Origin of the sequence: Psychrobacter maritimus, from assembly GCF_904846345.1 — a bacterium.
Classification (GTDB): Bacteria; Pseudomonadota; Gammaproteobacteria; order Pseudomonadales; family Moraxellaceae; genus Psychrobacter; species Psychrobacter maritimus.
Window position 1 is genome coordinate 1 of record NZ_CAJHAJ010000001.1, and the last position, 12,709, is coordinate 12,709.

Below are 12,709 nucleotides of genomic sequence, written 5' to 3' on the forward strand. Positions count from 1 at the left end.
TTCATGACTATATGCATTATTATAATCATGAGCGTATTCAACTTAAATTAAAAGGACTGAGTCCTGTGCAATACAGAACTCAGTCCTTGGGGTAAACTAAACCGTCCAACATTTGGGGGTCAGTTCAGCTTTGAGGTTTTTTGTTATCTATAAGTAATGAAAGTCAATATTTCTTATCAGCCATTATATAGTAGCACTTAATGTAGTAGCACTTAACATAATCACTTTTATTATAGTAGCCCTTACTTATCGCCATTCGCTTATGAGGTCTGTCATGCGCAAAATCCCTGTTTATACCCATCCTGCTGCTGGTTGGCCAGCGCTGATCTCATCAACTCGTAAATTGATGGATTACAAGGCGCTTATGCGCGGTAGTGTCAGCGTCTTACATAGCAATCAGCCTAAGGGCGGCTTTGACTGTCCGGGCTGTGCGTGGCCTGACCATAAGACCCATAAAGTTATCGATGTCTGTGAAAACGGTATCAAAGTCATTGCCAGTGAAACCATGAATCAACGTGCAGATGCGGCGTTTTTTGCCAGACATAGCGTGACCGAACTGCAAAGTTGGTCAGGCTATGAGCTTGAGCATAGCGGGCGCTTATCAGAGCCGTTATATTATGATGCAGCGCAAGATCGTTACATCGCTATTTCTTGGCAAGCGGCTTATGAGCGTATCGCTGATGTCTTAAAAAATCTTGATTCACCAGATGAAGCCTTATTTTATACTTCAGGACGCGTGACCAACGAGCCAGCTTTTATGTTTCAGCTGTTTGTACGCTGTTTTGGCACCAATAATTTGCCAGATTGCTCAAACATGTGTCACGAGCCAACGTCAGTGATGCTTGGCAAACAATTAGGCGTCGGTAAAGCCACCGTAGTTTTGGAAGATTTTGAGCAAGCAAAGTTGATTATGCTGTTTGGGCAAAATCCTGCCACCAATCATCCGCGTATGCTTGAGATGCTAGCGCACGCTCATAAACAAGGCTGCCGTATTATCTCTATTAATCCGATGCGTGAGCAGGGTTTAAGCAAGTTTAGAAATCCGCAAAAACCAACCCATATGGCTGCAGGACAAAGCGATGAGATGGTCGATGAGGTCATTCAAATTCAAATCGGCGGTGATGTCGCTTTATTGACTGGTTTGGCTAAATGGCTGGTAGAAAACGATAAGATTGATAGTGAGTTTATTAGCACTCATACTTCAGGGTTTGATGATTTAAAACAATGGCTGATCGCCCAATCTTGGACAGATATCGAACTTGGCTCTGGTATTACGCAAGCAGACATCATCAACCTTGCCAAGCTCGTGGCAGACAGTCCTGCTACTATCTGTACGTGGGGCATGGGCATTACCCAACACGTACAGGGCGAAGATAATGTCGCCATGATTACCAATTTGCTGCTGCTGATGGGCATGATTGGTATCGATGGTGCAGGCGCCTCGCCCGTTCGTGGTCACTCCAATGTGCAAGGCGATCGCACCATGGGTATCCATGAGCGCCCTAAACAAAGCCTACTTGATAGCCTTGAGCGCGTGTTTCAGCGCCCTATGCCGCAAGAAGACGGGCTTGATGTCATTGCTGGAGCTAAAGCATTGATGCAAGGTAAACTTAAAGCCTTTATCAGTATGGGTGGCAATTATGCCGTTGCCGCACCCGATAAGAGTGCGATTCAAACCGCCTTAACCTCTACTCAGCTTAATGTTTTTGTCGCTACCAAGCTCAATGAAACCATGCTATATCCGGGTACAAACAACTTAATCTTGCCTTGTATAGGGCGCACCGAACGCGTGATAACGGCTAAAGGCGAGCAGTTTGCGACGATTGAAGACTCTATGTGCCAGATTGTGCCCACACAAGGACGTCTAAAACCGATTAGTGATGATTTAAAGTCTGAAGCGCAAATTGTGGCTGATATGGCAACCTATGTGCTTGGGTCTGATTCGTCAATTCCATGGCAGACCATGGGTAGCGACTTCGATATCATCCGTAATTATATTGCCCGTGCTATTGACGGCTTTGAGAACTTTAATGAGCGTATCCGTGAAAGCGAGCGCGGTTTTCATTTATACCACCCAGCACGTCATCGCGTTTGGAATACCGATAGTGGTAAAGCCCAATTTGAAGTACCGCAATATCCGATTACTTATGTCGCCGCGCAAATGGCACAAACGAGCGCGGACTATCATAGCAATGGCAGGAGCGAAAATTCTAAAGATAGTGATTTTGCAGACAGTAATCTTGAAAATGGCAATGTAGAAAAAAATACTGAGCAAAAAGTATGGCAATTGACTAGCGTCCGTAGTCATGATCAATTTAACACCATGATTTTCGGGTTTAAAGACCGCTATCGCCAAACTAACCGCCGCGATGTGTTATTTATGCATCCCGATGAAATCAAGCGCCTTGGCTGGCAAAAAGGTGATAGCGTCATGGTATCGCGGCAAGACAGCAAGGATGAGCGGCGCACCTTGGGTCCTTTGATACTTACGGAGATGGACATCGCTGCTAACGCGGTGGCAACCTATTATCCTGAATGTAACGACCTTATTGACTTGGACAGTCATGCTCCTGACTCGAGGACACCGGCTTATAAGTCGGTTACTGTTGTTTTACAGCGCGTTAATGAAGGCAGTTTGGCAGCTACCGCTTAATAGCGCTTAATGTCCTACGATAATGGTTAAAATAATGGTCAATAAAAATAACTTAACGACAGTAGATACTTTGGCAACAGATGCTGCTGAGGCGTCAATGGATAATCAGACAGTGCCATTATCGCGGCTGCATTTGGCACAAAAACATCGTTATTTATCTACTGAAAACTCTACTTATGCAACCAAAGAAATAGAGATTGATGATAAATCAGCAATGCTAGCAGTAGAGGCGGCCGTTGCAATTGTCATTAATGGTATCCATTATGCGATATTGATGGCAAGCCCCTATCAGCTTGAATATCTTGCCATTGGTTTTTTATACAGTGAAGGGCTGATTCATCATAGTCATGAGCTATTAGATTGGGAAATAACGCAACTGACCGATATCGCAAGTTATCCGAGATTCAGCAATGACTTAACGGATGATTCGGCTACTGCAACGACTACTTTTGAGCAGTTTTCAGCGCAGCTACAAGACTATGACGTGTATGTGGTGGAACTGGTATTAAATCAGCGCTGTCATCAGCGTATTCAAGCGCAAAAGCGGCAGCTAGCAGGACGTACAGGCTGCGGAATGTGCGGTATTACAGGACTGGCGCAAGCACTTCCTGATTTAAGCAGTTATTCAGCGCCAAACTTAGAATCAGGCGAAAAACTATCAGCATCAACTATCCCTACTCTAAATTATTTATTGCAAGTACGACAAAATATTAACGCCGCACAACATACGCATCAATTAACCGGTGCGGTACATGCCGCTGCCACCATGCAAGGCGCTGACTTATATCTATTCGAGGACGTCGGACGCCATAATGCCCTCGATAAACTCATCGGTTGGCAATTACGCCACAAAGCAGAGCTGACATGCGTGGTGATGACCTCGCGGCTGTCTATTGAGTTGGTGCAAAAATCTATTCGTAGTCGCCTATCTTGGCTTGTAGGCATGTCTGCACCGACCAGCACTGCGGTACGGGTTGCTGAGCGCTATGGCTTGGGGCTGGCTGGCTTTTTACGCGATGACCGAGTTACTTACTATACCAACACCAACTGTCCAAACGCTTAAAACACCAGTCTAGAGTGTACCCTGCTGTTATATCTATATAGTTAATCACACCTTACACCACTCCGTTACTATGCACTTCTATTACCCTTCCCGTGCAAGTTTTGACTTATCCATTCGATTAAGCTTTTTTAACTCCATCTTGCTCTAACCCTGATTACAGTTATTATTATAAATCTATCTATTAGTTTGCCTTAACCATCCTTGACTCAGAAGTTTGAGGGAAAATTTGAGGTTAGAGACAGAATAGGTTACTCTTACCACACAAATATGTTACGAATATTTAACATAGCTGTAGTTTTATTTATCAATGATAAGTAAATGAGCACCATAATCCCAATAAGATTTTACTTATTATCACGACAACGGATGATAGCTCACACGCAATAAATTGAGTAAAACGCTACTCTAATTATTGCTTATCACAGCTGATATAAGCTGTCTACATTTAGCACAAGTCATACAGTTTTGGCTTAGTGCTTATCCGTAATTTTGCTATGGACGCTTACCATGTAAGCCTCGTGTAGCCTATCGCTACTATCGATGATGCCGTATTTGACCGCGTAATGGTTTATCCATTAGCAGACGCTAATTGAGAGTTGCCGCTGTTATTTTTCATACAAGCTTTTAGTCGATACTTTTTATTAAATATTTTAATAGCCTGTGGCCAATGAAAAATTAATACACCCTCTGACCTTAGCGTTTGGTTTTTATAACCATTTATTTTATTGCGTATTGCTCGTTGCTAATTGTACGCACGGGCAAAATTGTATGCGCGTGGCAAATAGGCTGAACGCGCGTTTTTATATTTTCGCCAGTTTGTAAGTTTTACTTTAAAGCGAACTATTATTCTATTAAAACAATTGCGAGGTATGAATTTGAAAACTGAGTCATTGTTCCAATTCTCATCGTTAACCATTCTTTTATTATTGCTAGCATTTTATGGTGGCACGTATTTACTGTCTTTATTAATCAAAAAAGACAAGGAGACAACTTCAGGATTTATGGTCGCCGGTCACAGTGTTGGTTTCGGCATGGGCGCAGCCAGTATGACCGCCACATGGATTTGGGCGGCGTCGTTTTATGCAGCGGCTACTTCTGGTTATAAATACGGCGTCTCAGGACCGATACATTACGGTTTTTGGGGTGCTTTGATGATTTTGTTCATCTACCCTTTTGGTATGCGCTTTCGTGAACTTGCCCCAAATGGCCATACCTTAGGTGAACTCATCCACGCCCGCCACGGCTCATCAAGCCAATTAATTTTAGCCATATCCAATATTATGGGGAGCTTAATTAGCTTGATGGTCAACTTCACCGCTGCTGGTGCTTTGGTATCCGTACTGTCACCCTTATCGTTTCAGACGGGCGTCATCATCGCAGGCGTTGGGGTGCTCAGCTATACGTTAACCTCAGGATTCCGAGCCTCCGTCTTTACCGACTTTGCGCAACTGGTCGCCTTGATGGCCATTGGTGTCATCATCATCCCAGCGGTACTATTTTCCATGGGTGGTCCGTCAGTCATGGTCAGCGGACTGTCGAATTTAACCTTTGAGCAGCAAGATTTCTTTTCCTCTGAAGCCTTCTTTCAGCAGGGTGCACCATATTTTGTCGCCGTATTGGCTTATGCCATCGGCAATCAAACCATTACCCAGCGCCTATTTGCCATTGATAAGACCAAAATTAAGGCGACCTTTATCACTGCCACGGTCGGTTATGCCGGTATCGTCATTGGGCTTGGTATGATTGGACTCATGGCATTAACCATAGGTATCGAGCCACTTGATGGCAATATGAATAACTTAATTCCGCAGATGGTCAGTACTTATTTGCATCCGGTCTTTATCGCATTATTCTTTATTTTAGTGATAGGTTCGCTGTCCTCAACCGCTGACTCAGACTTATCAGCGTTATCAACGATTATGATGGCGGATGTCTATGGCAAAAACCTTGCCAAGGGGCGCGTTAAACCAAAAACTATGATGCTTGTCGGTCGCGGAACCATGATTGTCGCCACGGCAGCAGGATTGATTTTTGCCAGCTTTAAGCTTGATATATTGGTAATGTTGGTCTTCGTTGGCGCGTTATGGGGTGCGATTGTTTTCCCAGTGATTGCCAGTGTGTTCTGGAATCGCGTCACCAATGTCGCCTTTACCTCAGCGGTCATCGTTGGGCTGTTATTGTTCTGCGTTGCGCGCTTTGAGCTGATACCGATTACCGGCTTCACCGCCTTATTCTTTGAGATATTGGCCAGTGTCGGTGCCGCAGTGGTTATTGGCCTTATGGTCTTTGGCTTTCTAGGTCGTAAAATCGGCATGGTCGCCGCCGCTATCACGCTGGTGCTGATGTTAATCTTCGCCACTGGCTTCCTACGCCAGTACATGGTTTTACTCGCTTCACTGACTGCTTACGGCGCAAGTACCATCGTCTGCGTGCTTGTCAGTCTGATGGGTGACGAGCATTTTGACTTTGACCTCATTAAACAGCGGGTTGGCGACTATGATAAAAAGCCGCCAGTACAACCGCTAGCAAAATCTTAAATAAGATTAATATTATCAAGTGATGGTTGGTCATTAACTGGCTAACCATTATTAGAAGCCAGCAAAGCAAAGTAAAAATCAACAGCAACAATTACTAAATATAAGGAGCTATCATGGACAACGTCTTTATCTATGGATTATATATCCTCATTTGGCCCGCTATTACGCTGGGTGTACTGATATTGATTTGTACCGCAACCTATCGTGATATTAAAAAAGCGCAATATAATAATAAAGATATCGTTTAGCACACGGTATTAGACGATGTGTTTTATAAAGCCATCATGTATCAAAGGCTTAGTGATGGCTTCATTTGGTCTAACAATACTTCGAATTAGCGTTAATTTATGGGCAAATAACCACAACTGAGCAGATAAGTGGCATTTAATTAAAAAATGACTTGTAATTTAAATTATTTTTGCTAATATAGGCATCCTTGATTGGCTGGGTGGCAGAGTGGTCATGCAGCGGACTGCAACTCCGTTAACGCCGGTTCGATTCCGACCTCAGCCTCCAATTATTTAGGTTAAAAATATTATAAATATTAGGTTAATTTTAGCTTGCTTTATTAACATAAATGCTTATAATAGCGACCACTATCTAACAAGTAGCAAGCTTACTTTTAGATAATACAAGTTTTGCCCGGGTGGTGAAATTGGTAGACACAAGGGATTTAAAATCCCTCGCTAGTAATAGCGTGCCGGTTCAAGTCCGGCTCCGGGTACCATTATATAGTCCTATACTACCTTATAGAACAGCTAAAGCCCCTGATATCAGGGGCTTTGTTGTATCTAGCGTTCCATACCGTCCTATGAATCTATTCTAATCCATGCATCTGATGTACACTACTATGTACACTGGTTTTTAAATGTACATTGGGGATGTTAGTCATGGAAGCACGTAAACCTATCAGTTCTGATCGTAGCATAAGTAGTCACAAAGCTGATGACAAAGAATATCTGGTCTCTGTCAGAAACCATCCTATGCTTTACCTCATGGTCAGACCTAATGGCACTAAGTCTTGGGTTTATCGCTACCTGTCTCCTACTCACTCAAAAAATAAACGTATATCGCTTGGCGTGTATCCAAACGTATCGTTTTCACGTGCCTGTGAAATCTGGCGTGACTATGAAGAGCTGTTGAGCTGTTGAGCCGTAACATTGACCCCAAAGATCACCGTGAAGAAATAAAGAAAAGTGTTATTAGTAAAACTAAAAACTCTTTTAATCATTTTGCTTGGGAGTATTTTGAAGGACTAGAGCAGACTCAAAAAGGTAATACGCTCATTCGTAAGAAAGGCCGCTTAGAGCTTATATGCTCATACATAGGTAATGACCCTATTAGTGAGATTGGCTCACCTAGAATGCTTGAAGTGTTACTAGACATCCAAGCCAACTCATTAAACAAAGCTGGCAAGCCCACAGATAAGGCTGAGCGCTGTGCAGGTATCGCTAGTGATGTATTCGTCTATGCTGGCGCGCGCGGCTTTTGTAGCAGCAATCCTGCGGCATTAATCAAAAGCCAATTGGCTAAATCTAGCTATGGTCATCGTCCTGCCATCACTAAGCCTAAAGATTTAGCTAAGCTACTACGTGATATCGAGACTATAGAAGGTGATCCAAACACTATCAATTCCCTTAGGCTATTAGCATTACTCTTTGTGCGTAATGGTGATCTACGCCGTATGCGCTGGGCTGACTTAGATCTAGAGGCTGATAGGTGGCGATTAAAGCCTTTAAAAGGCCAAGGCAAGGTAAACATGGTCAAGGACATGGTCGTGCCCCTACCTCGTCAAGCAGTAGCTATTTTGCGTGAGCAGCAGCAAATCAATGGTCATACTAAATTTGTCTTCTACAGTGAGACAGCAAAAAAGCATCAGATCATATCTGATGCGACAGCGAATAAGCGTTTAAAAGATTTAGGCTATAAAGACATTCACTGCGCTCATGGCTTTAGAGCCACAGCGAAGACCATCTTACAAGAGCAATTAAAGTATCCTCTTGTGCTTGTAGAGATGGCGCTTGGTCATACAACCAAAGATCCTAATGGCACAGCTTACGGACGATTTGAGTACATTGACGATCGTAGTGAGATGATGCAAAAGTGGGCAGATTATTTAGATGCTTTACGAGAAGGCAGAGATACGGCAGAGTTTAGAGCAGATGCAAAGAGCAAAGCTGACTCTACTACCCATCTGCAAGCATTGATTGACCAGCTGGGAGAGGATAAGGTATTAGAGATGCTTGAGGGCAAGCTGCAAGTCATATAAGTATTGTTAAACTGATTGAAAAACATACTATTATCTAAAAATCTATTTCAAAGCCTTTTAGCATATACAATGAGATAGTATTCATATTCAGAATATAACTCTTAAGGAATCTGGCATATAGCGGCTATAAATCCATACCTACACCATTGAGCTCGAGCCATTTCACCTTGTCTTTATAATCTGGCATAATCTTCTCAATATCACGCCAAAAGGCATTAGAGTGGTCGAAGTGAATTAAATGTACTAGCTCATGCAATACGATATAGTGTAGAACCTCCATAGGTGCCATAGCACATTTCCAATGTAAGTTAATATTGCCTTTGCTACTACACGAGCCCCAACGGTTTTTTAATTCTAATACACGTACTGAGTTGGCGTTAACACCTAGTTTTTTTTCATACAGTTCAACAATAGGTACTACTTTGTCTATCAGCTTTGATTTATAAAAGCTTTTGAATAAGTCTGGTGCAATATTTAATTGGTTTTTATTTAACCAAAATCTACCTTGATACAGTTTTAGGCCGTCTGTTTCATTGTCTGTTAGTTTTAAACGATAGTTACGCCCAAAGTAAATAAATGATTGCCCGCTGATAAAATCTCTATCAACGTGACGTTCATTTGTCCGTCTCCATTCAGCAAGGTTTCGATGAATGCTATATTCATATTTTTCAATTAGCTCATATATTTGTTGGTCTGATAAGTCTTTAGGCACACGAGCAGATACACTGCCATCTCGTTCTACGAAAATACTAGCAGTCTTACGTTTACTTTTGACTATCTCAATATGAATGCCATTTAAAATCATATCTACACGATCAACCTACGATGTAATGGTGACGTTTTTTAGCTAATTTCATTAAATCTTCAGTGATTTGAACTTCCTTATCATCAAACTCATCTATGTCTGAAATAATCAGTGCTTTTGTAATATCGCCTTTAAGGTTTCTCTGTTCGCTAAATTTCATTTCCCAAAAATGAGGAATATTGATAGCATCAACAATAAGCTGGTAAACCTCGTTAACCAGATCTACCAATAACGTTTGTTTATCTTCAGGCACATCGTCAGTGAAAACCAAGTCCGCCATTATGTCATAGAAAACCTGTCCATTTTCATCTAAACCATCTAACGTCTGCCTCTCACCGTCTTTCATATCTTCACGTAACAAAGACAACTGAACTAATAACTGTTCCCAATTATCTTGATACCTTTTCATAATTTCATTCAAGCGTTTATCAAATGTTTTATAACGTGCTGGATCATAATCCACGTTAATTTTAATATGTCGCCTGGTAGCATGTACCATTTCAGAAGCTTTAGCTTTATCAGAAGAACCAGATCTGCCTAAAGTACTTAAGAACTTATCTGATAGTAAGTCCACTGGTTGCGAGGTCTTAACTACACCTTTACTCTTAACGTATTCGTCAATAATGGCTCTGACTTTTGGTCTAGCATATTGGATATCCATTGTTTCATCTTTATAACGCTCTTTTACACACGTTGCCAAATAACCTAAACGTTTTGCTGGTATTTGATAAAGCTTTGCAACTGCTGTGGTACAAAGCAAATCATAGCTATCGTAAAAATCTGCTAAGCCTACGTTGAGTTCAGCTCTAAAGGGTATGCTTAAAGTTAGGTCAATACACTCCTCTAAAGTATCGTTGTCGGCTTGCTGATCATTGATACGCTGATTGATAAAGTCTTCAAAGTTATCAACACCATTATCGGTAAAGAGTTGAACTAGACGCTTATAACGTGACTCAAGGACAGGTATTTCTTCATTAATGTTTTTAATAGTATCAAATATCTGTTTGACGTCTTCTTCTTCCTCGCTACCCCAAATACTCAAAGCTTCTTTGAGGTTATTCAATATACCGTAGTAATCTACTAATATGCCCTTAGACTTCCCTTTTTTAGTTCGGTTAATACGCGCAATGGCTTGTAGAAGGTCATGTTCGCGTAAAGACTTATCAAGGTACATTACTTGCGCTATGGGTGCGTCAAAGCCTGTTAAAAGCTTGTCACACACGCATAAAAATGCAACACCTGAATTTTCTTTGTCATTTTTCTCGTTAGTAAAATCAAAGCCTGCTTTAAAGTTTTTAATTGCATCCATTCTTTTCGCTTTTTGTCTTGCTTGAGTGATAAACACATCTTCATTATTATCACTTTGAGTCACGATACTAGCGACCTTTAAAAACTCAAGTTTCTTGATTAACTCACTATCAGGTGTCTCTTTAGCTTGCTCCAGCTCGATACGCTTATTGATTGCTTCGATAATATATTTTTCATATCGTACAGCAGCTAAGATGGAGTTAGCAACTACCATCGCTTTAAAGCCATTTGGTAAGATATTATCAATATAATGATTGACCATATCTTCCGCATTTTTACGAATTCTATCCTTATTGTCTAAATAAGCTTGCATTGTGCCATAGCGTTTTTGTATAGCATCTTTCTTTTCAGTAGATTCGTTAGCGAACTCATCTTCAAATTTTTGATTCAACTCATCTGTATTAAATATGCAGTCTTCACTAGTCTTACTTATATAGACCAGATCAAGCGTCGCTCTATCTGCTACTGCTTCACGGATTTTATAGGTATCGATAAACTCATTCGAGTTACCGAAGCGTTGGTATGTCAGTTTTTTGTGGCGCTCTGTTAATAAAGGCGTGCCTGTAAAAGCAATTTTTACTGCATTTGGAAAGGCGTTAAAGACGTTGTCACTCATATCGCCATTGTGGGTACGATGCGCCTCATCTATCAGAAGTACAATCCTATCAGAGTCATTGACGACACCAAATGAATCAAATGACCTCATCTCCAAACTATCAGCATCTTCTTTATTCGATTGCAATGATTTAGCATGCTTGATTTCTATTTCATCGCCAAACTTATGAACCATAACCATATATACAGATGAGTCATTACCACTTAATTTTTCAAACACCTCTTTACGTGATTTAACTATATTTTTATGGTTAAAGTAGCCTGAAACTTTAGTAGTATCTGAAAGCTGTTTTTGTAAATCAACTCTATCCACCATTAAGATGACCTTATAGTCTTTAAGGTCTGGTAGTGATTTTATTTTGCGAATAAAAAATGCCATGGTAAGTGACTTGCCACTTCCTTGAGTGTGCCAGACAACACCTGAACGGCTATCGCCAGTATTATTACGGATACGTTCGATAATCTTACCAGCAGCACGATACTGCTGATAACGACTGACTATTTTGGCACTAGTGTTTTCATCCTCTAAAAATATAGAAAAGTGCTGTAATACATCAATTAAGATCTCATGATTCAATAAACCTTGAATAGCTACGTTTTGACGAACTTCAGGTGTTTTACGTAAGGATCTTAATGTCTTACCACTTGATTGAAATGTTTGCTTTTCTTCATCAGAGTATTGCTTGATATCAAAGGTCTTATACGATTCAGGAAAAACATCCTTCCAGTTGTAATAATATTCATAATTGCCTGAAATCGTGCCAAATCTTGCTTCTTCGCCATGTGTCACGATAGACAGTAAGTTATAGTGAAATAGCCGTTCCTCCCCTTCAGTTAAGGTTGGATCTTCACCGTTACGCTGATTTTCATAACGCTTGATCTGGTCAATACCAGCAGACAAAGGGCTTGCCACATCAACCGCTTTACACTCAACCACAATCAAAGGTAAACCATTCACAAATAGCACGATATCTGGAATGATTTGTTTGCGAACGTTTAGTGGTGTATCAATTTGGAACTGGTTAACAGCAATAAATGAGTTGGCTTGCCAGTTATCAAAATCAATAAGCTTAACAGTAACGTTTTTTTGTCCTGTTAGCTCATTTCTATCTACTTGATCGCCTATTAACAGCTGATTAAAAACGGCTTTATTTGCTTCGTATAGGGATTGATTACCTTTTTCAGTAGCGGTGATATTGCCGTACAATTCTTCAAGTTGTTCATCCGTAAGCCACGACTGACCATCGATCTGATTAATAGCATTGACGGCCTGTTTAAAGGTATCTTTTAAAGTGACCTGCTTATAGTCTGTTCGTAGACTAGTAGCAACGTTGGTTTTACCACCTGTTGATTGAATGGCTTTTTGATCAATAACTTGCCAACCAATTTGCGCCAATCTATTTAAAAATGGCTTTTCGACCAGTTGATATTCCTTCTCACTCATTGCGATACCTTGTTT

Annotated in this window: 9 protein-coding genes and 2 tRNA genes; 9 read left to right on the forward strand and 2 right to left on the reverse strand. The window is 41.1% G+C overall.

Features of this window, described 5'->3' with window-relative positions; all coding sequences use genetic code 11:
• The 9 genes from JMX50_RS00005 to JMX50_RS00035 form a co-directional block, all read left to right on the forward strand.
• A partial coding sequence (locus JMX50_RS00005; RefSeq protein WP_201627976.1) for an IS3 family transposase occupies positions 1 to 95 on the forward strand: 95 nt, incomplete at its 5' end.
• Between the two features lie 179 nt (positions 96 to 274).
• Positions 275 to 2,653, forward strand: coding sequence for an FdhF/YdeP family oxidoreductase (locus JMX50_RS00010; RefSeq protein ID WP_201627977.1), 2,379 nt, complete (start codon positions 275 to 277; stop codon positions 2,651 to 2,653).
• Positions 2,654 to 2,687: 34 nt separating this feature from the next.
• Positions 2,688 to 3,716, forward strand: a complete 1,029-nt coding sequence (locus JMX50_RS00015; protein WP_201627978.1) for a formate dehydrogenase accessory sulfurtransferase FdhD — start codon at positions 2,688 to 2,690, stop codon at positions 3,714 to 3,716.
• Positions 3,717 to 4,606: 890 nt separating this feature from the next.
• A complete protein-coding gene (locus JMX50_RS00020) occupies positions 4,607 to 6,253 on the forward strand; it encodes a sodium:solute symporter family protein (RefSeq protein ID WP_201628326.1) in 1,647 nt (548 codons plus the stop codon).
• A gap of 113 nt (positions 6,254 to 6,366) precedes the next feature.
• Complete coding sequence (locus JMX50_RS13155; RefSeq protein ID WP_227670443.1) at positions 6,367 to 6,501, forward strand: putative transporter small subunit; 135 nt, start codon at positions 6,367 to 6,369, stop codon at positions 6,499 to 6,501.
• Between the two features lie 194 nt (positions 6,502 to 6,695).
• Positions 6,696 to 6,769 (forward strand) — tRNA-Cys (locus tag JMX50_RS00025).
• Positions 6,770 to 6,893: 124 nt separating this feature from the next.
• Positions 6,894 to 6,980 (forward strand) — tRNA-Leu (locus JMX50_RS00030).
• A gap of 163 nt (positions 6,981 to 7,143) precedes the next feature.
• The gene (locus tag JMX50_RS13160; protein WP_227670838.1) at positions 7,144 to 7,404 is read left to right on the forward strand and encodes an Arm DNA-binding domain-containing protein; all 261 of its coding nucleotides are present in this window, start codon (positions 7,144 to 7,146) and stop codon (positions 7,402 to 7,404) included.
• A complete protein-coding gene (locus tag JMX50_RS00035; RefSeq protein WP_227670839.1) occupies positions 7,401 to 8,522 on the forward strand; it encodes a tyrosine-type recombinase/integrase in 1,122 nt (373 codons plus the stop codon). The genes JMX50_RS13160 and JMX50_RS00035 overlap by 4 nt, the downstream gene beginning before the upstream one ends.
• Before the next feature lie 124 nt (positions 8,523 to 8,646).
• On the opposite strand, the gene JMX50_RS00040 is transcribed toward JMX50_RS00035, so the two are convergent.
• Positions 8,647 to 9,327, reverse strand: a complete 681-nt coding sequence (locus tag JMX50_RS00040) for a M48 family metallopeptidase (RefSeq protein WP_201627979.1) — start codon at positions 9,325 to 9,327, stop codon at positions 8,647 to 8,649.
• A gap of 10 nt (positions 9,328 to 9,337) precedes the next feature.
• A complete protein-coding gene (locus JMX50_RS00045) occupies positions 9,338 to 12,694 on the reverse strand; it encodes a type I restriction endonuclease subunit R (protein WP_201627980.1) in 3,357 nt (1,118 codons plus the stop codon).
• Positions 12,695 to 12,709: the final 15 nt, after the last annotated feature.